The following is a 22,093-nucleotide window of genomic DNA, read 5'->3' on the forward strand; positions in this document are numbered from 1 at the left end:
ATCACCATGGGGCGCTTAAGTTGAGAGCACGGGGAGGGCAGGCCCTGCTTCAGTACCAGGGCCTTTTTTGCAAAGCGGTTTTCAGGGGATTTTCAACGGATGGCAGGCGTGAGGACATCGCCGTCAAATAGAACGCGAGCGGTCCGCACCAGCCCGCAGGCCAAGCCTTCGCCCTCACGGCGGATCTGCACCGTGAATTCGCCGCTGGGGTGTTCGACAGACACACGCTGTAGGGTGTCATCGGTTACCACAGCCAGCGACCCTGCCACGCTATCAGGCAAGAGGCAGGCACTCGCGACACTCACCGCCCCAAATACACCAATCGAAGCATGGCAACGGTGAGGGATGAATGAGCGAGTACTGATAGCCCCACCTTGCCCTGGTGCACTGATCAGCACCATCTTTGGAACATTACGCTCACGCACATCCCCCAGATTCATCAAGGGTCCAGCTTGAAGCCGAATGCTCTCCAAGCGCGCCTTGAGCTGTGCGTTGGCGTCGAGCACTGCCGGCGCCTCCAGGCCAGTACTGCCCATGTCTGAGGCTTTGATTAAGACTACCGGCATGCCATTGTCGATACAGGTGACCATAACGCCATCGATGAGATCCTGTGTATTGCCGGTTGGCAGCAACGCCCCGCAACTTGACCCTGCCACGTCCTCGAATTCGATGACGACCGGGGCGGCAGTACCCGGTACGCCATCGATCCGCGTTTGCCCCTCATAGGCCACGCCGTCCGGCGAAGTCAGCACCTTCGCTACTGCGATCTGGCCGGTATTTTCCATGAAGATGCGTACGGCGGTTTGCTCGCCAGTGACAGGTAAAAGACCACGTTCCAGGGCAAACGGCCCCACTCCAGCAAGGATGTTGCCGCAGTTTTGCCCATAATCGACACGCGCCTGATCGACTACGACCTGAGCGAACAGGTAGTCCACATCCGCATCGTCACGTTGCGATGGACGAATGATAGCGACCTTGCTGGTTAACGAGTCGGCTCCGCCAATTCCATCGATTTGCCGTGCATCGGGCGACCCCATTGCCGCTAGCAGGAAGCGATCCCGTAACCCGGGATCGCTTGGCAGGTCGCTAGCACTAAAATAGGCACCTTTACTCGTGCCGCCGCGAATCAACAGGCAGGGTGTGCGTACTTGGGCCATGTCAGCCCTCCAACTCACTCAGATGATCGACATAGCGCAACCCTTTCTCAGTCAGCCGCGGACGCATGTTGTAGATATCCAGACCAAGCTCGCCCTGGGCCAGACGCGCGCGCTTGGCCAATTCATTGGCCTCGCGCTCCACTGCGGCTTGCAATACCTGGTGCGCCTCATCTCGGCGCACGATCACCACGCCGTCGTCATCAGCCACCACTACATCCCCGGGGTAAACGAGCTGGCCCGCGCACACCACCGGGATATTTACCGACCCCAGCGTTTCCTTCACTGTGCCTTGAGCGCTGAGCCCCTCCGACCAGACGGGAAAGCCCATCTCACGCAAGGTAGTGCTGTCGCGCACGCTGGCGGCGATCACCAGTCCAAGTACTCCGCGTGCCTGTAACGAGGTGGCGAGCAGATCACCGAAGTAGCCGTCCTGGCACGGCGAGCTCGGCGCTACTACCAGGATGTCGCCAGGCTGGCACTGCTCTACCGCGACGTGAAACATCCAGTTGTCGCCTGGCGCCACCAGCACGGTAACGGCGCTACCAACGATCGCACTTCCCTGCTGGATAGGCCTGACGCTGGGACTAAATAAGCCTTTGCGCCCTTGGGCTTCATGAATGGTGGCCACGCCCAGCGGGGCGAAATTTTCGATGACCGAAGGCGCAGCGCGATCGATCTGACGGACCACGATGCCGGTTTTGCCAATTAGCGAGTTCATGCGTATCTCCCGGTAGGGTGGTCAGCCAAGGTTTTCAGTTACGCGCGGGAATACACTTTGATACCCCTCGCCGTAGATGATGTCTCGTTTTGCGGTAATACCAATGTTTCGCTTCGCCTGCACGCCACGCTGCAGCGCCACCCGCGTGTAGTACTCCCACAAATGCTCCTGCCCAGCCATGCACTGGATAGCGGCGTACTTCTTGTCCCAAACGCTGGTGATGTCCAGCAACACGTCTGGGCGCCATTCGCACTGTTCAGGCTGATGGGGTTCGAAGGCATACACCGGAGGGGCACCTACGATCTTCTCACCCGGGCGATAGCCCTCTGCCTGAGCAATAATGCGGGCCTCTTGAGTGAGATTCATGGCCAGTGGATGGTCATAGTTGTATGGATCTTTGATCGAGTGGCTCAGCACGAACTCTGGCTGCACCCGACGAAACACATCAGCGAGACGGAACAAGGTATCGGTGTCGGCACGCAGCGGATAGTCGCCCATGTCGAAGAATTCGATACTGGCACCTAGAATATCGGCGGCACGCTGGGCCTCTTCGCGGCGAGCAGCTTTGACCTTCGCTTCAGTCATGTCGCCGCCCTTTCGCCACAACTTGGCGGACTCGCCGCGCTCGCCGAAGCTCAAGCACACGACGTGCATAGCGTAGCCCTGCTCAGCGTGCAGGGCTATGGAGCCACCGGCGCGCCACACGAAGTCTGCAGAATGGGCACTGACTACCAATGCAGCTTTAGTGGAATCTGTCATTTTTTTGTCCTTCGAGGATGATCAGTTGTTGCCTTTGGCAGCGACGGAATACAGCACTTGCTGATTTCGGGTTTTCATGAAGACATCTAGCGGCTCACCACGCATAGCCGCGTACACCACAAGATTGGGTACCCCGAGGACAGCCGCCAATTTCTCCAGCACGAAGAAAATTACCCCGTGGTGGATCATTCCGCGCCAGTCCCTGCGCCGGATCAGATCCCGAGCCTCTTCGCTAAGATTGGCCTCGGCGAATAACATCTCCGGCTCGCTCAGAAACTGCGCGCGGAAAGCCGGCTCGATCAAGCGACGAAGGAATTTGTTCAGTGCGTAGCCTCTGGCACTACGCTCCAAGGTGTAGGGGTAAGTGCCGGGTAATTGTTCGATGCCAGCCACTTGGTGGTTAACATGGGCCAGATGACGCTCGACTTCGGCTGTGGATGGCCGCTCGGCTTGATTTTCCAGCAACAACGTAGCGATACCGGTCATTGAAGGCAGGTAATAGTCCCGATGGACCTGTTTGACATTACTGGACAGTGCACCCCGCATGATCAACCAGGTAATTACTTCCGCCCCTTCCATGCCACCTAGGGCCGCATATTCGGCCTGCGTGATACCGGTCAACACCAGCGGGTCGTTCACCAGCAAATCAAGGAATCGAGCATCCCATTCGGGATTATTGAAGCCACAACGCTCACCGTGTACTTGGTGAGAAACACCGCCCGTGGCGACGATAGCCACCTTCAGGTCCTCAGGGTAACTTTCGATAGCGCGACGCAATGCCTGGCCAAGCTTGTAGCAACGCAGGGCACTGGGTACGGGAAACTGCAGCACCCCGACCTGCAGCGGCACGATTTCGAGCGGCCAACCATCGGAGTGGGGCAGTAACGCCGACATGGGCGAGAAAAAACCATGATCCAGAGGTTTGTCACGGAAAAACGCCATGTCGAACTCATCGGCCATCAGGCTCTTGCCTATGTGCCGGGACAGCTCGACATGCCCGCCTATCGCTGGCAGGTCGCGCGGGTTGCCGCCTTCATCCGCGACTTCGTAGCGATCATCCACACCCAAGGTGAACGCGCCATAGTGGTCAAAGAAGAAAGAGGTGACATGGTCATTGAAAATGTAGAACAACACATCAGGCTGATTGGCTTGCAGCCAGAGCTTTATAGGCTCGAAACTTTGGAAAATGGGCGCCCAGGCGGCCTCATCCTGCTTGTCGTGGTCGACTGCAAACCCAATCGTCGGGGTGTGGGAGACTGCGAGCCCCCCTATTATTCTGGCCATACGCATTCCTAATCAGCGGTGCGGGGTATGCATCGACTGTAAAGGACTACGCCGCACCCATGGGGTCGGAAATACTTAGACGGGTTTCGTTTTTTTTTATCGCTGGGCACGCCGAGCGGTATTCAAGGCAAACTCGCCTCTTTCAATGCCTGGATCATGGCAACCACTGCTGGCGGATGCATGGCGCCCTTGCGAGTCATAATGCCTATGGCTCGCGGCGTTTGCGGCAAGGTGACATCGAGTACGACAAGCTCGCCGCTTGCCAGATCTTTTTCGAACTGATGGCTGGAAACGATGGCCAACAAGTCGGTGCAAGCCAACAAACCACGGATGATAGCCATGTCACCCGATTCGACCTTGGCTATCGGAGGCTGCATGCCATGGGAGGCGAACGCTTTGACTATCATGTCTCGGGCCGGGCTTTGCGAACGAGGTAGAACCCATTGCGCATCGGTGAGCGTGTGCAATTCATGCGGGGCCAACCGCATAGGGTGGTTGCCTCTGGCGATGATGACCAGGCTCTCATCGAACAACGCTTCGGTGACCAGGGGGCTTCCTTCGTCAGCCCGTAAAGCACCAAAAACCAGATCAAGGTCGCCATTACGCAAGTCCGTCTCGAGCTGCTCGAAACTACCTTCGAACGTATCCACCTGAACATTGGGGTGAGCTTGAATAACACAAGCTATGGCCTGTGGCACTATACGCGTGCGACTGAGGGGTAAAGCACCTATTCGCACTTTACCCTCCACTTCCCCCGCCAATGCCGCAAGGTCCCGTGCGATGTGCGTCAGTTCATTAACAGTGCGGCGAATGGCTGGCAGGATGGCGAGTGCAATTTCGGTGGGACGAACCCCACGACCATGACGCTCGAACAGCTGCGTGTTGGTCCCAGCTTCCATGGCTTTGATGGCGCTGCTGATCGCAGGTTGAGTGACGGCCATCGACTTAGCCACACGCCCCATATTCTTCATCTGGCAAAGTTTGATAAAAGCAATCAGCCTGCGCGCGTTAAGCAAGTAGAGCTGCTCATGAACGGTGACCGGCGGTTGCCCGAGCATGGCCGGCAATACTGCAAGCTCCGCAAGAATGCGACGGGCCCGCGACAGCACGCAGCTCCCCTGCGCGGTAATTTTCCAGCCACCCGGGGCACGTTCGAACAAGCTGACGCCCAGCTGGCGCTCAAGCTCATCGATCCCATCATGGACCACCGACGTCGAGCGCAGCATCTTTTTGGCTGCCTTCGTAAGCGTACGGTTATCGGCAACCCTCACAAGGGTTCGCAGGTGTAACAGGTTAGGCAATAGAGTGGATTCGGAATCAGGCATGCTCAGCATCTTTTCAGCGGCGGCCACACGCAGCGACCCGTCAGAGAGACGATATCAGTGCATAACGGCTGAACACCACAAGTACCGAGCAGCACCTAGCGCATTGCTGCTGGCTTCCGATGGAATCGTCAGGACAGTCACCCATTGATGCCCAAATCGCCCGTTAGCGCAGGGCACGCCTGTGCCACGCGCCTTTAGGAGTGGTGACGGCATTTGACTTGTAGCTCCGAGTTTGACCTGTCGTTAGTGAAACCTGAATAGCCCCATCCTGATATGAGTTAGCGGCCCCATGAAGACAGAACGTCCACCAGAACCCGCAGAACGCCAGAGGAAGCCAAACAAAAAATGGGGGACCAGATGGGTGACCAGAAACAGTCAGGCACAAAAAAGCCCCGAAATATCAGGGCTTTAATGAAAATTAGTGGCGGAAGCGTTGCGATTCGAACCCTTGTATCAGGAGCCCCCGGTCTAGCCTGTCTTCTAGACACCCTACGCATCCCGGTGTGAGCGCATTCTAATCCAGCAAAAAATCGGGGCTTCAAAGCGTTTTTTGCACCATACCTCAAAAGGTGCAACTCGTTGCACCTTTACCTCTAGGGTCTGTATGAAAAGTTTTGAGACGAAGGTCAGGCAAGGCGAAAACAGCCGAGGAAGCGGAGTTTACGGGTTGTAAATGAGCATTCCGAGGCTGTTTTCAACGCAGCATCACCGAGTATCAAGGCTTTTCGTACAGAGCCTAAACGATCTGCCTCACCAAAACACGCGCCGATTACCCCCCAAGGGGCTGCTCCAGCCGCCTCCAAGGCCCCACACCAGAGCGAAAAGGCGTTCCCCCCTGCCCTGCCAGCCGATAGAATTTGCCATCAATTTCGCGTCCCCCTGAGGAGCCTCGGATGATTCTCCCTACCCGCGCAGACACCGTTGAACTTGCTCAAAACGGGATGCTGCTGGAGACAGTTTTCAGCGATCACTGGGAGTGTCGTTACCAGCACTTCGACACCATCGCACAATCACTGGTTAACGCTCACAACGAGGGTGAAATCGATTTACTGAAGACACTCTCTCCAGGCGCTCCAGTTGACGCGATAAACGACACTCGAGAACGCTATGGCGACCAACGGGCTTATCAAGAAAGACGAGTTTATAGTTTGGCACCAGTCTCTGTACGAAATCCCGAGAAACCCAATCGCCGCACCTTGAGCGCTGAGATTTTGTAGAGTCCCCCGCCATCGACGGAAAGGAATTCTGTGATGACAAGCGTTACGAACTCTCGGACCAGGCCTGGGATGTAGATCTCCGATCTCTTCATCGAAACCCATGGCCGGGGGCGACCGCGCCTGAGCGACCGCCTGATGCTCGATGGCGTGCTATGGGGGCTCTGTTCGGGTGCTGCTTGGCGAGATATGCCGGATCGATTTGGCCCATGGTCAACGGTGTATCAACGATTTCGGGGCTGGCGAAATCAGGGGACGCTCGATCAGATGCTCAAACGCCAGCACCTGAGATTGAATGAGCAAGGCTTGATCGACCTGCAAACTTGGATGATCGACTCCACCGCAGTACGCGCAACCCGAGCCTCTTCTGGCGCCGGGAAAAAAGGGGGTCTGACGAGCCTGCCGATCACGCTTTAGGCCGCAGTCGCGGCGGCCTGACAAACAAAATCCACATGCTCTGCGACACTAACGGGGGACACCGTTGTGCGTCCTTCTCTCTCTGGCGGTCAAGCCAATGACATCAGCTACGCCCAGCCACTGCTGGACGAAGTCAGCATTCCATCGAGCCAATCTGGCCGCCCGCACAAACGCTGTAAAAGGCTGCTTGCTGACAAGGGCTACGACGCCGAAGCGCTACGCCGTTACTGCGATCAATATCCGATGCAGCCCGTCATCCCACTGCGATCAATGAAGCGCACACCCAAGCCTGGCTTACCCAGGCTGTTTGATCGACCGAAGTACCGACAGCGCAACATTATCGAGCGTATGTTTGGCTGGCTGAAAGAGAACCGCCGAACCGTAACGCGCTTCGACAAGCTCGCGAAAAGCTATGTCGCCATGGTCTCACTGGCTGGCTGGCTGGCTGGCTGGCTGGCTGGCTGGCTGGCTGGCTGGCTGGCTGGCTGGCTGGCTGGCTGGCTGGCTGGCTGGCTGGCTGGCTGGCTGGCTGGCTTGTCGTACAGAACCTAAGGCATGAACATGCTCGCAACATCAAAGGCTTTATTTGCAGACAAGCATCGTGATACTTTCACTTCCGCTCACGACCTTAACCTACTCCAAAGACCAATTTGCGATGGGAATTACTGCCAACTGCAATTCACCCTAGAGCACTTGTGCAGTCGGCAGCCATTATATACCAATACTATTCAGACTTGTACGCTTTCTTCCCCACTCGATCAAGCGTAAGGGTCTGATGAAATTCATCCTCCTCCATCTCCTTGCGAATCAATTCATGCAAAATCGATATCAATCGCTTAGCTTTATCATGCTCACCAGCCTTCATAAGTCCATTTATCCGTAGGAGCAACTCGCTTTTGTCGACTTCCATTTAAGCCACCTTAGCGCTAAGATTTTTTGAAAGATGATTGTGAAGCCTAATCATATCCTGCTGAATAATTTGTTCAATTTGAATAAAGCTAAGGAAATACAGAAGATTAGAATACACAGCCTTATGCCTTACTGAGATACCAAAGGTGAACCTAGGGTGTTCTCCGTCTTTTATCTGCTCAAATACATAGGTCAAATAATCCTGCCAAAGATGCTCACTACCCGTACTATATGCATCCTTTTTATTCGCTGAATAAACAAGACTACGCCTCGAAGCCTGAGATGCCTTGATTAAGCCGTTATCCACTTTCAAATCAGACACAGCCTGATCTAAATCCGACAAGACGACGTGAGCCTTATAAACCATCGACTTAGAGTCAAGCTTGCGAAAGTGAACTCTTACCTCATTTTCGCCTGTATTTGCTGCTTGGTCGAACAGGCAAGTTCTAACGTAGCTTGCCACCCCTAACAAATAGCTATCAAAAACCTCTTCGTTAGTTGCTAAACCATGATCATTTTTAATGAACTGTTCTGTCAGAGGACGTAGCTTGGCGTAAAAGGCACCGACTTTTTGAGTATGGCGTGGTAAAAGCTCAAAAAAATCTGGCTTTATGCAATGCTTGTATTTTTGCGGAATAACAATCGAAAACTTACTATCAATAAGCTCGCCTCTTTGCTCTAAAAGCGCTCTAGCGTCGTTCACCTCATCCTTGAACAAAGACTCTTCCGCTCGAAATTGACTAATCTCTTCTTCCAGATCCGCTCGAGACTTCTCGATCGCTTCTATATTCAGTTCTTTCTTCAAACGACCGTCTATTTCAGCCTTTCGCGAATCATGATAAGCACTTAGAGCCTTACTATTGCTAAAAATCACATCTATTATAGTGATTTTGAATCGAGCGTCCTGCTTCTCAAGAAGATATGCAAACAAGATGATTACACCAACAAAAGCTATCGCATGAGAGCTTATCAGTGCAAGTATCAGCGGCGCTGGATCTTGTCCAGGCGCCATGAATGCTTTCAGAGCAACGTAAGCCTCAACTGCCGTTACGGCGACTCCTGAGGCGCCAGATATATATTTCTCTTTCTTATCCCCAAATGCAAAAAAAGCCCACCCCGCAATTCCTCCTGAAACCCCACCCATGAGCAAAAAGGTAATTATCCCCAAGATAAACTCTCCATTTCAGGCTTTTCCTCCTCAGGAAATCAATCCTTGATCGGCAGTAGAGCATGGGAGTACGTACTACTCGACTGCGCGTCAGTGCAAAACACGAATAGTATCCATTAGCCATCACTACGTCTACTTACCCAATCACTGAAGAGTAGATTCAAGAAAATCAGGAAGGCAGCCTTGGGGTAAAGGCTGATCTTGGGCTCTGTGCGACAAGAGATGTCTAGACACCGCGTGAAGAAAGCTGTTGACACCTTGGTAGGTTGGTGCGTCAGGAGCTTGTCAAAGCGCATCAAAATTCACCGCCTCTCGTTCAGCCATCTCAAACATGCACCCGAGCTATCGGTATTGGAGCACATCAAACAGCCTGGGCAGCCTAGCTTGGGTATACGCATCCTTGAACGCTTCGGGATCAAGGCAGCACTCGAGTCGGATCTCACTAGCGGCGAGCATTCAGTGCCGACGCAGCTGTCGACGAGCAACCATTTACAACGTTTGCGAGGACAGCTACATAAATCTGATTGGAAAACTGATATCTGTCAGCAGTGCCTAGACGTAGCTGATGCCGCTGGCTCTGCCTCCAGGCTGGAGGACTGAGTGCTGATACTATCTCTTAATTCCAGATCTACTCGCGCACCTTAGCTCGAGGATTTAACCGGGTCGGTATTTAAACCGTGTTGATTGCTAAAACGTTGCACCCATAAGTACATGCTCGCGTCACTCCCGAAGACCGGATGCCGCGAGCATGTTCAAGTATCTGACTAGAGTAGATCATCTTAGGGCTTGGTGTTCAGACGTTGACCGAGCAAGCTGGGGCGACCTCCATCGAACATGACCTGGAACGCGCCCACTGGTCACCGTACTCCGCCAGCTCGACGCCCTAGAACGGCACGCCGAAAACAGTGCTGCCCTCTCCCATCAGATTGCTGCCCACTACCACTTCGACTACCTGCTTCTACGCGAGGACATACAGCGCATCCGCACCGTCGTGCAGGACTACCTGACGCCTCAGCGCGGCCAGCTACGCGATCCTGCGGCCATGCTCGGCGAGTACACCGGCGAGGTCGACACGCCATGACCGCAGCCCAGCAATCCACGTTCCAGGCCCACAGCGGTTTCACCCATTCGCAAAAGTCTGTCCTGGTCCTCACTGGTCTTTGCCGTGATGCTGCTCTGGAGTGCCTGGGCCATTCGTACCGCCTACACCGGGTGGGCAGAGCAACGACTTAGCAATCGCCAGTTCGTCGGTGTCGTGATCCGTTTCGTCGCGCTGTACCTGGTGCTGACGTTCTTTTTCCTGTCCTGATAGAGTCGCTGTGATGATCCATTGCCTTATCCTGAAGCGCCGCACTGTGATCGTCAGTGCCCTTTTCAGCCCGACCATGGTCGTTGCCGAAGGTCGACTGCCTACCTTGGAAGATCCCTCAAGACGTGCAGGCAACGGCATTGTCCAGACCAGAACTATGGCTACGACATGGTGCTGCTGATCGCCCTGTTGGTGGTCGCTGGGATGTTCATTGGCGTCTGTTACCACGCCTAACCTTGCCAACGAAAGCATGCTGCAGGTAGAGGAACCGCGCCGCGCGCTGGATGTCGGTCAGGGTTTCAGGACGCGTCATCTTCTGCCACTCGAAGATCTGCCGAGAGCTGAGCGCCCATTTGAACTGGCGCACGAGCTCCTCCAGGTGGTTCTGCACAACGCGGTCAAGGGTGACCAGATCACCCTTGAAATTCCTTAACCATGTCATCCAATCTCCTGACGCTGGGAAGCACCGCTTCCGCCACTCAGTACCCAAAACTGATGATGCGAGCACTCGGATCTCGGGTAGCTTGTACCTGATCACAACGAGACACCCTTTGTAGGCATTCCCTCGGGAGCAGCGAGCAGCTCTCTGTCGAGCCGACCGTTCAGCGGAAATTCTGCTGAAATCCACTGAAAGCCAGACGCCAAAGGATGGGCTGGAGGATGGGCTGAAATGCGGCAGGCATAAAAAACCCTGAAAAATCAGGGTTTTAATAAGAATTAGTGGCGGAAGCGTAGTCATTCGAACTCATAAATCGTTTAGCGATACCTCCCCTCGCCCCATGCCAACTAGACAGCATCGCTATGACGCACCCTTGGCATACCTCCGAGACACACTGAGGCAAAACGCGTGGCTGGTACTCAACGGGAGCGGAGCGGGCTTCTGATTCTCAGACCCAACAATTTAATCCAGATTCTCACTGGTTCACGGCCAAGGCACGTGATTATCGCTAGCGCCACGGTGCGGGCAATCAAAAAACGCCTAAGGCATCAAAAATCTTCGGTGGGGCAAAAAGTGGGGCAAAAATGACCATTGGTATGACTCACCCACATGGGTTACAAATCAGTTCACGCACATAGGTAACAGTTTTTAACTGGCAGGGTCGGTTTTTCGAGGATCTCACCATGCCTTGGCGAGAGCTGAAACCTATGGACATGAAAACGCTTTTCATCGCGGATTACCTGCAGGGTCCGCCTAGCTTCAGCGCCCTCTGCGAGGCCTACGAGATCAGTCGAAAGACCGGATACAAATGGGTCGAGCGGTACGAGAAAGAGGGCCCGGCGGGCCTGGAGGAGCGCAGTCGTCGCCGGCTGACACAAGACTGGGTTGTACCCGTCGCCGTTCGCGACGCCATCATCGAGCTGCGTGGTCAAGGCCAAACGGAGCCTGGGCCCAAGAAGATCCAGGCAGCATTGCAGGAGCGTTTTCCAGACCAGGCGCCTCCCTCCAAGACAACGATCTACAACATCCTCAAGAAGGCCGAGCTGATCAAGCCGCGACGCCTGCGTCAGCGTGTAGCGGTCTATCCCAAGCCGTTGGAGAAAGCGGAGTCGCCCAATCAGCTATTCACTGCGGACTACAAAGGCCAGTTTCTGACAGGAGCAGGGGTTTGGTGCTATCCGTTGACGATTATGGATCACGCCAGTCGCTTCTTGCTTGCGTGCCACAGCATGGCCAACACGAACTTTCTGGAGACACAGACTGTGTTCGCTGAGGTCTTTCGCGAAAACGGGCTACCTGAACGTATCCGAACCGATAATGGCGTGCCGTTTGCGAGTAAAGGGCGCGCAGGCCTCTCCCAGCTGTCTATTTGGTGGCTGCGCCTGGGCATCATTCCTGAACGTATTGCGCCTGGCAGGCCGGAGCAAAATGGTCGGCACGAGCGTATGCACCGGACACTCAAAAGTACGCTTCCATCCCCGCCTGCAGTGGCTTGGGAGGCTCAACAGCGGCACTTCGACCGCTTCCGGCAACACTACAATTACGAGCGATTGCACGAAGCACTGAAGCAGAAAACGCCAGCGTCCTGTTATCAGCCTTCGCCACGCCCGTTTCCGGAAAAACTACCCGAAATGACTTACCCCAGTCATATCGAGAGCCTGCAAGCTGACTGTAGTGGCATCGTCAACCGAAGGGGTTTGAGAATCTATGTAGGTTATGTACTCAAACACCAGACCATTGGGCTGGAGCAGGTCGGGGATGGGGTGTGGGATGTTATTTTCGGCCCAATCATTCTCGGCAGGGTCGATGAGCGAGAAGCCGATGATGGTTATGTAAGACTTCAGGTGTTGTCACCTATGTGAACGAACTTTTGTGTAACCCATGAGGGTGACCCGTACACATTGCCGAAAAACGCACAGGCATAAAAAAATCCAGTCACCGCTAAGTGACTGGATTTCTTGGAGTATTTTGGTCGGGACGGAGTGATTCGAACACTCGACTGGGGATTCCACGCGCACTTGGACACCCATTCCACGAACACTTGGACAGTGATTCCACGCTGACTTGGACACCCATTCCACGAACACTTGGACACTGATTCCACGAGCACTTGGACAGTGAGCGCTCACTGATCAGCCCCAAGCTCAGGCAGGCAGCAACGCAGGACTATTCACTACCATCGACCTCTTTTTCGAAGCGAAGAGGTCGTCGTGGAGCGTTTATCCATGCGTAAAATCCGAGAGGTACTACGCCTAAAGTTCGACGCCGGCCTGTCCGTGCGCAAGATCGCCGCAAGCCTGCAAATCAGTAGCGGCAGTGCTGGCAATTACCTGCACCGGTTCAACGCCTGCGGGCTGACTTGGCCAACGTCATTGTCGGATGCCGAGCTAGAACGGCTTCTGTTCCCACCGGCCCCAACAGTACCCAGCGATCAACGCCCGATACCAGACTGGGCATGGGTGCACACCGAACTACGCCGCCCCGGCGTAACCCTGGCCCTGCTCTGGCAGGAGTACCGGCTCAGCCACCCGCAAGGCTTCCAATACAGCTGGTTCTGCGAGCACTACCGCTTGTGGGCCGCCAAGGTCGACGTGGCCATGCGCCAGGAGCACCGCGCCGGCGAGAAGTTGTTCGTCGATTACGCGGGCCAAACCGTACCGGTCATCGACCGGCAGACCGGTGAAATCCGCCAGGCCCAGGTTTTCGTCGCCGTTCTCGGTGCATCCAGTTACACCTTCGCCGAAGCCACCTGGTCACAAACGCTGCCTGACTGGCTGGGCTCGCATGCGCGCTGCTTGGCATTTTTGGGGGCGGCCCCACAGATCCTAGTGCCCGACAACCTGCGCAGCGGTGTCAGCAAGGCGCATCGCTACGAGCCCGACATCAACCCCAGCTACCGCGACCTGGCCGAGCATTACGGCATCGCCGTCGTGCCTGCCCGTGCGCGTAAGCCCAAGGACAAAGCCAAGGTCGAGGTCGGCGTCCAGGTGGTTGAACGCTGGATCCTGGCGGCATTGCGCAACCGCCAGTTCTTCTCGCTGGGCGAACTCAACACCGCTATCGCACTGCTGCTGGATCGGCTCAACCACAAGCCCTTCAAAAAGCTGCCCGGCTCACGCCGGTCGGCCTTCGAAGCCATCGACCAACCTGCGTTGCAGGCCTTACCGGAACAGCCCTACGTCTACGCTGAATGGAAAAACGTACGCGTCCACATCGACTACCACGTCGAAGTGGACGGCCACTTCTACTCGGTGCCGTACCAACTGGTGAAGCACCAGCTCGAAGTGCGCCTGACCGCCCAGACCGTCGAGTGCTTCCACGCGAACCAGCGTGTGGCCAGCCACCGCCGCTCGCCGCACAAAGGCCGCCACACCACGCAAACCGAGCACATGCCCAAGAGCCACCGCGAGCATGCCGAATGGACGCCACAGCGACTGATCCGCTGGGCCGAGCAGACCGGGCCCAACACCGCTGGTGTCATCGCCCACATCCTCGAACGCCGAATCCATCCGCAGCATGGCTTTCGCGCATGCCTGGGCATCCTGCGCCTGAGCAAACAGCACGGCGAAGCGCGGCTGGAGGCCGCTTGCCAGCGTGCGCTGGCACTGGGCGCGTGCAGCTACAAAAGCCTCGAATCGATCCTGCGCCAAGGGCTGGAACGGCTGCCGCTGGCCCAGCAAAACCTGCCCCTGCTGCCCGACGAACACACCAACCTGCGCGGCCCTGGCTACTACCACTGACCTGAACAAGGAACCTTGAAATGCTACCGAACCCCACCCTGGACAAGCTGCAAACCCTGCGCCTGCACGGCATGATCAAAGCGCTGAGCGAGCAACAGGCGACGCCTGACATCAACGACCTGAGCTTCGACGAACGCCTCGGCCTGATGGTCGACCGCGAGCTGACCGAGCGTGAAAACACACGGCTGACGACCCGCCTCAAGGCTGCTCGGCTGCGCCACAACGCCTGCCTGGAGGACATCGACTACCGCAGCCCTCGTGGGCTGGACAAGTCGCTGATCCTGCAACTGGGCAGCGGCCAATGGCTGCGCGATGGCCTGAACCTGATCATCGGCGGCCCCACGGGCGTGGGCAAAACCTGGCTCGCCTGCGCCCTGGCCCACAAGGCCTGCCGCGATGGTTACAGCGTGCGCTACCTACGCCTGCCACGCCTGATGGAAGAGCTGGGCCTAGCCCACGGTGATGGGCGCTTCGCCAAACTGATGACGGGGTATGCCAAGACGGACTTGCTGATCCTGGACGACTGGGGCCTGGCGCCGTTTAGCGCAGCGCAACGGCGCGACATGCTCGAACTGCTGGACGACCGCTACGGCAGCCGCTCGACGTTGGTGACCAGCCAGATGCCGGTGGACAAATGGCATGCACTGATCGGCGATCCGACCCTGGGCGATGCAATCCTCGACCGGCTGGTGCACAACGCTTATCGGATCGAACTGAAGGGTGAATCGATGCGTAAACGCACGACGAAATTGACGGTGGCAGGGGCTTCAGACTAACAATGCAACCCTGCGTCGCTGCGCTCCGACTGCCTGTCCAAGTGGACGTGGATCAGGTGTCCAAGTGCGCGTGGAACGAGTGTCCAAATGAGCGTGGGCTGGGTGTCCAAGTGTCGTGGAATCCGCACACTCGACCCCTTGCACCCCATGCAAGGGGAGAATGGGCAACAGACCAGCTATGCCGATCACCGTCCCCGAATCAATGAGGACAAGGTGCTCTCAAAATTCCCCGGTTGCACAACATCGAGCGGTGTACGCCCTCTCAGCCCATCGTGTGGCTCACTGAGCAGACGATAGACCTCCCAAGCTTCGAGCTGAGGCAACGACTTGAAGACTGCAAGCACCAGCTTGTGCTTCAGCGGATCCAACTGCCAATCAGGAATACGCTGGCCTCGATTTCCCAAGCTAAGTGACAGCAGACGTCGTGCCTTGATATCACGGTTGATTTGATCTCGCGACTTTCCGGCCAGGCGTGCAAAAGACAGGAGAGGTAGATTGGTCGCTGCTTCATAAGTTTCGAGCATCTCCGTACGAGTCCGTTGGATATCAGAAGCCAACCGAACAGCAGACGCTTCCGATGCGCCGACTCGATCCGCTGGTGGCTTGCTGCGTTCAGCAGGCATTTCATTCATTCCTGGATTCATGCCATTACGTACGGGAGTGAGAGGCAAACCCTGTAGCCCGAGCGACAGCTGAGATGCCCCTTCCAACTGAATGGTCAACGGCGAGCTCGCCGCCTTGACGTGTCCCTGCAGCCAGAGATCTAACCGGTTGGCCCAGTCCTGCATCATCGTTCGCCGTTGCTCGACGTACTCCGCATGGTTGTACGCCGAGCTCACCTTGTCCGGATCAGCGTGTGAAAGCTGCGCATCGATCCAAATCTTTGGGTAACCGATCTCATTGAGCGCCGTTGAGATCGTCGCCCTCACACCGTGCCCCGTAAGCCGGTCAGCAAAGCCCATACGTCGCAACGCAGAGTTCAGCGTGTTCTCGCTGATGCGCTTGCTCAAATCGCTTCGATGGGTGAGTAGGTGCCGTTGAGCCGGAACCACCTGATCCAGCAACAGACGCACGACTTCGGTCGCCTGAATAGAGAGCGGAACGATATAGGGCGGCACCTTGGCGGTTTGCCGACGCGCTTTGCGCATCTTGAGCTGGAGCTGCTTGACCACTTCCGGCGGGATGATCCAAAGCCTACGCTCAAGATCAAACTGATCGGGCGTTGCCAGGCGCAACTCACCAGTACGCACCCCGGTCAACAGCAACAAGCGGATCCCGAGTTGCGTCTGCTGCGACCCGCGGAACGCTCGCAGCTTGCCCAGGAACTGTGGAAGCTCCTCCATGCGTAGAAACGGATTGTGCTCCACCGGCGGCTTAGGCACTGCCACCACATCCAGATCGGCGGCTGGGTTGTGCTCTAGCCCGGCTATACGTACGAGCGCATAGCGAAAGAGCTGATTGAGCCAGGTCCGGCATTTTTCTGCGGTGGTGAAGGCTTTTCTGCTCTCGATGCGACTGAGTAGATCCATGAGCACATGCCGATTGATCTCATGGATCGACTGCTCGCCAATGTAGGGCTGAATGTCTTTGGCAAAAATGCGCAGGATCTGCGACAACGTGCTCTGTCGTCCTTCTTTGAGACTCAGCCTGCGAAAGGCAATCCATTGCTCGAAGACAGCATCGAAGGTTTGATCATTGGCAAGGCGCACGGCTACACGCTGCTGCTTGCGCTGTTCACAGGGATTGTATCCCTGAGCGATGAGCGCTCGTGCCTCGTCGCGCCGCTCCCGCGCGTCACGCAGCCCCACCTGCGGGTAACTGCCGAAGGACATGCGCTTCTGCCGGCCCTCCCAGTAATATCGGAAATGCCAGATCTTGCTGCCTTGGGCAGTGACGTTGAGGAACAAGCCATCACTGTCTGCGAGCGTGTACTCCTTGGCGGTGACTCGAGCATGCCGAATCGCCATTTCCGTGAGTGCCATAGTGACCTCCTGAATCTGTCAGAGGCCAAATGCTCGTCTCGTTATCTGCCCTGCTCCACCGGAAAACCGAATGAGTCGATTTCCAATTCTGGACTCATTTCTGGACTCATTTTGTCCGGCTACCCCCGGTTTTCGGTAGTTTTCGCTGGAACGAAAAAAGGGCCTTTCGGCCCTTTTTTCAACGACTTACAGACTTCCGTGGAACTCCGTAGATCTATAACTGGAGCGGGAAACGAGACTCGAACTCGCGACCCCGACCTTGGCAAGGTCGTGCTCTACCAACTGAGCTATTCCCGCGTCGTGATGGGTGCCATTCTAATGATCTGGCAAACGCCGTCAAGCCCTTGATTCAAAAAAACTTTATTTCTGTTCCGAACCTTCGCGCAGGTGCGGCCAGGCAGCCAGCAGATAGTGGAACATCGACCACAGGGTCAGCGCCGCCGCTACCAGCAACAGGCCATAGCCCAGCACGACCCAGAAGGTCAGCAACGGCGGGTTGGCCAGCAGGATGACCAGCGCCAGCATCTGCGCCGCGGTTTTCCATTTGCCCAGGTTCGACACCGCCACATGCGCCCTCGCCCCGAGTTCGGCCATCCACTCGCGCAGGGCCGAAACCACGATCTCGCGACCGATGATCACCGCTGCCGGCAGGGTCAGCCAGAAGTTGGCGTGGACCTGCACCAGCAGTACCAGGGCGACAGCCACCATCAGCTTGTCGGCCACAGGGTCGAGGAATGCGCCGAATGGGGTGCTCTGCTGCAGCCGACGCGCCAGGTAGCCGTCCAGCCAGTCGGTGGCGGCGGCAATGGCGAACACGCTGCTGGCGGCCATGTAGCTCCAGTGGTAGGGCACATAGAACAGCAGGATGAAGATCGGGATGAGCAGGACGCGTAGTACGGTGAGCAGGTTTGGAATATTCATCGGCACGACTGGCTGCAGGTTGAACCCGGCATTCTACTCGCTATGCAGGCTGGCATAAATCGACTCCGCAAGCTTTTTACTGATACCCGGTGCCTTGGCGATCTCGTCGATGCTGGCGCGGTTGAGCTCTTGCAGGCCGCCGAAGTGCTTGAGCAGGTCGCGGCGCCGCTTGGGCCCCACCCCTGCCACGTCCTCCAGGCTCGACACACGCCGGGCCTTGCCGCGGCGCGCGCGGTGGCCGGTGATGGCGAAGCGGTGGGCCTCGTCGCGGATCTGCTGGATAAGATGCAGGGCCGGGTTGTCGCCCTTGAGGGTGAATTCATGGGCCACGTCGTTGAGGTACAGGGTCTCGAAACCAGCCTTGCGCGTTACCCCCTTGGCCACCCCGAGCAGGGTCAGGTCGGTGAACGCCAGTTCCTGCATCACCTCGCGAGCCATGTTCAACTGGCCTTTGCCGCCGTCCACCAGCAGCACATCGGGCAGCTTGCCCTCGCCGTCCTTGATCCGTCCGTAGCGACGCGTCAGCGCCTGATGCATGGCGGCGTAGTCGTCGCCGGCGGTGACGCCTTCGATATTGAAGCGGCGATAATCCGACTTGATCGGCCCCTCGGGGCCGAACACCACGCAGCTGGCCACGGTGGCTTCGCCGCTGGAGTGGCTGATGTCATAACACTCCAGGCGCTGCGGCACTTCGTCCAGGCCCAGCACTTCGGCCAGCGCCTCGAAGCGCGCTGCCATGTGCTGACGGTTGGCCAGGCGCGCATTGAGCGCCTGCTCTGCGTTGGTCACGGCCAGCTGTTGCCAGCGCGCGCGGGTGCCACGTACCCGATGGCTGATCTGCAGCTCGCGACCGCGTAGGGTCTGCACCGCCTTGCTGATGGTCGCGAAGTCCTCATGCACCACGTTGACGATCAGCTCGCCCGGCAGTTCGCGCTCGGCATTGCCCAGGTAGTACTGGGAGAGGAACGCGGCCATGACCTCGCTCACCTCTTCCTCGATCCCCACCTGCGGGAAGAAATTCTTGCTGCCCAACACCCGACCGCCGCGCACGCTGATCAGGTGCACGCAGGCGCCGCCTGGGTTGACGAAGGCAGCGACCACATCGACGTCGCCCGAGCCGCCTTCCATGTACTGCTGGTCCTGCACGCGGCGCAGCAGGGCAATCTGGTCGCGCAGCTCGGCGGCCTTTTCGAAGTTCAGGGCCATCGCGGCCTTTTCCATCTCAGCGTTGAGCTCATTGCCCAGCTGCTGGCTGCGGCCCTCGAGGAACATCACCGAGTGGCGCACGTCCTCGGCGTACTCCTCGGCCGAGACCAGGTCGGTGCACGGCCCCTTGCAGCGCTTGATCTGGTACTGCAGGCACGGGCGGGTGCGGTTGGCGTAGTAGCTGTCCTCGCACTGGCGCACCGAAAATGCCTTCTGCAACAGGCTCAGGCTCTCGCGAATGGCACCGGCGCTGGGGTAAGGGCCGAAGTAGCGGCCCTTGGCCTTTTTCGCACCACGATGGATACCGAGCCGCGGAAACTCGCCATCGGAGAGAAACACATACGGATAGGATTTGTCGTCGCGCAACAGGATGTTGTAAGGCGGACGCCATTCCTTGATCAGCGTCTGTTCGAGCAGCAGCGCTTCGGTCTCGTTACCGGTGATGGTGGTCTCGACCTGGGCGATGCGGGCCACCAGCGCAGCCGTCTTCGGCGCCAGCCCGCTCTTGCGGAAGTAACTGGCGAGACGCTTCTTGAGGTTCTTGGCCTTGCCCACGTAGAGCAGCCGAGCCTCGGCATCGAACATCCGGTAGACGCCCGGACGGCCGCTGCAGGTCGCCAGGAATGCGCTGGCATCGAAAGCTTGGGACATGAATTAAAGGCTTGCGTCGACCATACCGTGGCGAACGGCCAACAACGTCAACTCGACGTCGCTGGTAACCGAGAGTTTTTCGAAGATCCGATAACGGTAAGTATTGACGGTCTTGGGCGACAGGCACAACTTGTCGGAGATGATTTGCACTTTCTGGCAGCCTACGATCATCAGGGCGATCTGGATTTCCCGCTCCGACAATGCGTCGAACGGCGACCCTTGCGGCTGGAACGACTTGAGCGCGAGCTGCTGGGCGATCTGCGGACTGATGTAGCGCTGGCCGGCAAAGGCCAGGCGGATGGCCTGGACCATTTCGTCGAGGCCCGCGCCCTTGGTCAGATAACCGGCGGCGCCGGCCTGCAGCAAACGGGTGGGGAATGGGTCTTCCTCACACACCGTTACCGCCACCACCTTGATGTCGGGGTGACTACGCAGCAGTTTTCGGGTCGCCTCCAGGCCGCCGATCCCAGGCATCTTGACGTCCATCAGCACGACATCCGGCTTCAGTTCGCGGGCCAGCTTGAGCGCCGATTCCCCCGAATCCCCCTCGCCCACTACCTGCAGGCCGTCGATGTCGGCCAACATGCGAGTAATACCGGTTCGTACCAGATCGTGATCGTCGACCACTAGGACCCTAATCAAGCAGACACCTCGTCAACAGGGCGATTGGATCCCGTCACCTTAACAAAATTTTTCAGGATCGGCCTAGCGCAAAACTTCCTTCCGAAATGTCCGACATCAAATCCGGCGCAAGCCCGGTGCTTGACGGGTTTCACCTTCTCCTGCCAGGCGCTCGGACAAATGCAGCAACGCCGCCTGGTCGGTTGCCGGCAACTGGCGGAACGCCCCCAACAGTCCGGCTTCTGCATCGGAAAGGTTGCCCAGAGGTACCGGGGTACGCGCGCCGCTGAGCACGTAGAGAGCATCCACGCCCCGGTTGACCAAGGCCGCCAGGTAGTCGAGCCGAGGTGTACGTTCGCCGCTTTCGTACTTGCCCTGGGCGTTGGGTTCGACACCACCGATATCGCCAAACACCCGTTGGGTCATGCCCAGGCGCTCACGCTCCTCCCTCAGGCGTGAACCGAGTCCATTCATACCAAACCTCTCCTTGCTTGCTTGACATCAGGGGGGGCCCACTCTCCAGTGGGCGATCATCGGACACTATGCCCATCAAGGCTTCTCCTCGCAAGCCACCATTACGCCACTAGCCTGACCAAGGGTGCGTTGCATGCGCACGAAACAGGCGTCGGCGCCCATCTCGACGAAGCCATGACGCAGGTACAGGCGCCGGGCCGGATTGCTGGCGAACACCATCAGGCGCACCAGCGGCAAATGGCGTTGCGCCGCCCAATCCGCCACTTGCTCCAGCACCCAGCTGCCAACGCCACGCCCCCGTTGCTCGGGCAACAGATGCAGTTCGCGGATGAACAAGGCCTGGCGGTCCTGGCTCAGGCTGCAATAGCCCAGTACGGTATCGTCCTCGGTCACCAGCCATTGCTCGCGCCAACCCCAGGCTTCGTCGAAGGCCTCTTCGATCCATAGCAGGTCGAACTCGCGGTAATAAGGCAGCATGGCCCGACGGGTGAGGTCACGGGCAAAGGTGCGGTGACTCAGGTCTGCAGGTACTAGGGCAAGAGGCATCGCATGCAGGCTCGGGTTGGCAGGTTAGGGGCCATTCATTGCGCATAGCATACCGGCGAATTTGCTGGCCCGCGGCGCTCCAGTTCGTCCTCCAGCCAATCGGCGAGCACCCGCGCATTGTTGTGCTCGGTGTCCTTGCCGGCGTACAGCAAGGTCAAGTCGCCCTTGGCGGCCAGATCCAGTAGCGGGTACCAGTGCTGGGGATGCGCGGCCAGTTCGCCGCGGTAACGCTGGGTGAAACCGGCAAAATCGACTTCGCCTTGATGAAACGCCTTGCGCAATTCGGACGTCGGCGCCACCTCCCGCAGCCACTGCCCATGCAGGGCCTCCTTGCGCAGATTACGTGGCCACAGGCGGTCGACCAGTATGCGCTGGCCATCACCCCGCTCTGCCGCCTGGTAGACACGTTTGCACCGGATCATGCTGTATTTCGTTCCTGACCGCCTGTCTTGAGACTAGGCAATTCATTGACCAAGG

At 57.5% G+C, this 22,093-nt stretch carries 18 protein-coding genes, 1 tRNA gene and 5 pseudogenes; 8 read left to right on the plus strand and 16 right to left on the minus strand.

The window, feature by feature from the left end; genetic code table 11:
- Window positions 1–92 precede the first annotated feature (92 nt).
- From E6B08_RS20210 to E6B08_RS20230, 5 genes are all read right to left on the minus strand, one after another.
- Window positions 93–1,157 (minus strand): 4-oxalomesaconate tautomerase, encoded by a 1,065-nt coding sequence (locus tag E6B08_RS20210; RefSeq protein ID WP_136915653.1) that lies wholly within the window; start codon window positions 1,155–1,157, stop codon window positions 93–95.
- A 1-nt stretch (window position 1,158) separates the two neighbouring features.
- A complete protein-coding gene (locus E6B08_RS20215; protein ID WP_136915654.1) occupies window positions 1,159–1,875 on the minus strand; it encodes a 4-carboxy-4-hydroxy-2-oxoadipate aldolase/oxaloacetate decarboxylase in 717 nt (238 codons plus the stop codon).
- Window positions 1,876–1,896: 21 nt separating this feature from the next.
- A complete protein-coding gene (galB, locus tag E6B08_RS20220) occupies window positions 1,897–2,634 on the minus strand; it encodes a 4-oxalmesaconate hydratase (protein WP_136915655.1) in 738 nt (245 codons plus the stop codon).
- Between the two features lie 21 nt (window positions 2,635–2,655).
- Window positions 2,656–3,918 (minus strand): gallate dioxygenase, encoded by a 1,263-nt coding sequence (locus tag E6B08_RS20225; protein WP_136915656.1) that lies wholly within the window; start codon window positions 3,916–3,918, stop codon window positions 2,656–2,658.
- A gap of 122 nt (window positions 3,919–4,040) precedes the next feature.
- Complete coding sequence (locus E6B08_RS20230; protein WP_192938574.1) at window positions 4,041–5,243, minus strand: LysR family transcriptional regulator; 1,203 nt, start codon at window positions 5,241–5,243, stop codon at window positions 4,041–4,043.
- Window positions 5,244–6,136: 893 nt separating this feature from the next.
- On the opposite strand from E6B08_RS20230, the gene E6B08_RS20235 reads away from it, so the two are divergent.
- Both E6B08_RS20235 and E6B08_RS20240 read left to right on the plus strand, forming a co-directional pair.
- Complete coding sequence (locus E6B08_RS20235) at window positions 6,137–6,460, plus strand: hypothetical protein (protein ID WP_136915658.1); 324 nt, start codon at window positions 6,137–6,139, stop codon at window positions 6,458–6,460.
- Between the two features lie 11 nt (window positions 6,461–6,471).
- Window positions 6,472–7,309: pseudogene (locus tag E6B08_RS20240) on the plus strand (IS5 family transposase); the annotation flags it as partial.
- A 289-nt stretch (window positions 7,310–7,598) separates the two neighbouring features.
- Here E6B08_RS20240 and E6B08_RS20245 read toward each other — a convergent pair.
- Both E6B08_RS20245 and E6B08_RS20250 read right to left on the minus strand, forming a co-directional pair.
- Complete coding sequence (locus E6B08_RS20245) at window positions 7,599–7,784, minus strand: hypothetical protein (RefSeq protein WP_136915659.1); 186 nt, start codon at window positions 7,782–7,784, stop codon at window positions 7,599–7,601.
- Entirely contained in the window at window positions 7,785–8,951 is a 1,167-nt protein-coding gene (locus E6B08_RS20250) for a hypothetical protein (protein WP_136915660.1), read from the minus strand.
- Window positions 8,952–9,804: 853 nt separating this feature from the next.
- Here E6B08_RS20250 and E6B08_RS31550 point away from each other — a divergent pair.
- From E6B08_RS31550 to E6B08_RS20265, 3 pseudogenes are all read left to right on the plus strand, one after another.
- Window positions 9,805–9,951, plus strand: a pseudogene (locus E6B08_RS31550) (RAQPRD family integrative conjugative element protein); the annotation flags it as partial.
- Window positions 9,952–10,028: 77 nt separating this feature from the next.
- Window positions 10,029–10,260, plus strand: a pseudogene (locus tag E6B08_RS20260) (TIGR03758 family integrating conjugative element protein).
- Window positions 10,261–10,273: 13 nt separating this feature from the next.
- Window positions 10,274–10,491 (plus strand): annotated as a pseudogene (locus E6B08_RS20265) (TIGR03745 family integrating conjugative element membrane protein); the annotation flags it as partial.
- Between the two features lies 1 nt (window position 10,492).
- Here E6B08_RS20265 and E6B08_RS20270 read toward each other — a convergent pair.
- Window positions 10,493–10,693: pseudogene (locus E6B08_RS20270) on the minus strand (DNA adenine methylase); the annotation flags it as partial.
- A 689-nt stretch (window positions 10,694–11,382) separates the two neighbouring features.
- Between E6B08_RS20270 and E6B08_RS20275 the strand changes: the two are divergent.
- The 3 genes from E6B08_RS20275 (at window position 11,383) to istB (ending at window position 15,215) form a co-directional block, all read left to right on the plus strand.
- Entirely contained in the window at window positions 11,383–12,561 is a 1,179-nt protein-coding gene (locus tag E6B08_RS20275; protein WP_136915661.1) for an integrase core domain-containing protein, read from the plus strand.
- Between the two features lie 363 nt (window positions 12,562–12,924).
- Window positions 12,925–14,439, plus strand: a complete 1,515-nt coding sequence (gene istA / locus E6B08_RS20280; protein WP_136912805.1) for an IS21 family transposase — start codon at window positions 12,925–12,927, stop codon at window positions 14,437–14,439.
- A gap of 20 nt (window positions 14,440–14,459) precedes the next feature.
- Window positions 14,460–15,215 carry an IS21-like element helper ATPase IstB gene (gene istB / locus E6B08_RS20285; RefSeq protein WP_136912806.1) on the plus strand — a complete coding sequence of 252 codons (756 nt, stop codon included), beginning with the start codon at window positions 14,460–14,462 and terminating at the stop codon, window positions 15,213–15,215.
- A 185-nt stretch (window positions 15,216–15,400) separates the two neighbouring features.
- Here istB and E6B08_RS20295 read toward each other — a convergent pair whose 3' ends face one another.
- From E6B08_RS20295 to E6B08_RS20330, 8 genes are all read right to left on the minus strand, one after another.
- Window positions 15,401–17,197 carry a tyrosine-type recombinase/integrase gene (locus E6B08_RS20295; RefSeq protein ID WP_136915663.1) on the minus strand — a complete coding sequence of 599 codons (1,797 nt, stop codon included), beginning with the start codon at window positions 17,195–17,197 and terminating at the stop codon, window positions 15,401–15,403.
- 221 nt (window positions 17,198–17,418) lie between these two features.
- A tRNA-Gly gene (locus tag E6B08_RS20300) sits at window positions 17,419–17,494 on the minus strand.
- 63 nt (window positions 17,495–17,557) lie between these two features.
- Window positions 17,558–18,118 carry a CDP-diacylglycerol--glycerol-3-phosphate 3-phosphatidyltransferase gene (gene pgsA, locus E6B08_RS20305; RefSeq protein WP_136915664.1) on the minus strand — a complete coding sequence of 187 codons (561 nt, stop codon included), beginning with the start codon at window positions 18,116–18,118 and terminating at the stop codon, window positions 17,558–17,560.
- 33 nt (window positions 18,119–18,151) lie between these two features.
- Window positions 18,152–19,975 carry an excinuclease ABC subunit UvrC gene (uvrC, locus tag E6B08_RS20310; RefSeq protein ID WP_136915665.1) on the minus strand — a complete coding sequence of 608 codons (1,824 nt, stop codon included), beginning with the start codon at window positions 19,973–19,975 and terminating at the stop codon, window positions 18,152–18,154.
- Between the two features lie 3 nt (window positions 19,976–19,978).
- A complete protein-coding gene (uvrY, locus tag E6B08_RS20315; protein WP_027916239.1) occupies window positions 19,979–20,617 on the minus strand; it encodes a UvrY/SirA/GacA family response regulator transcription factor in 639 nt (212 codons plus the stop codon).
- A 96-nt stretch (window positions 20,618–20,713) separates the two neighbouring features.
- Window positions 20,714–21,070: a helix-turn-helix domain-containing protein gene (locus tag E6B08_RS20320; RefSeq protein WP_136915666.1), complete on the minus strand. Its 357-nt coding sequence runs from the start codon at window positions 21,068–21,070 to the stop codon at window positions 20,714–20,716.
- A 75-nt stretch (window positions 21,071–21,145) separates the two neighbouring features.
- Entirely contained in the window at window positions 21,146–21,616 is a 471-nt protein-coding gene (locus E6B08_RS20325; RefSeq protein ID WP_136915667.1) for a GNAT family N-acetyltransferase, read from the minus strand.
- A 35-nt stretch (window positions 21,617–21,651) separates the two neighbouring features.
- A complete protein-coding gene (locus E6B08_RS20330) occupies window positions 21,652–22,038 on the minus strand; it encodes a DUF488 domain-containing protein (RefSeq protein ID WP_136915668.1) in 387 nt (128 codons plus the stop codon).
- Window positions 22,039–22,093: the final 55 nt, after the last annotated feature.

The organism is Pseudomonas putida, from assembly GCF_005080685.1.
In the GTDB taxonomy this organism is placed as follows: domain Bacteria; phylum Pseudomonadota; class Gammaproteobacteria; order Pseudomonadales; family Pseudomonadaceae; genus Aquipseudomonas; species Aquipseudomonas putida_V.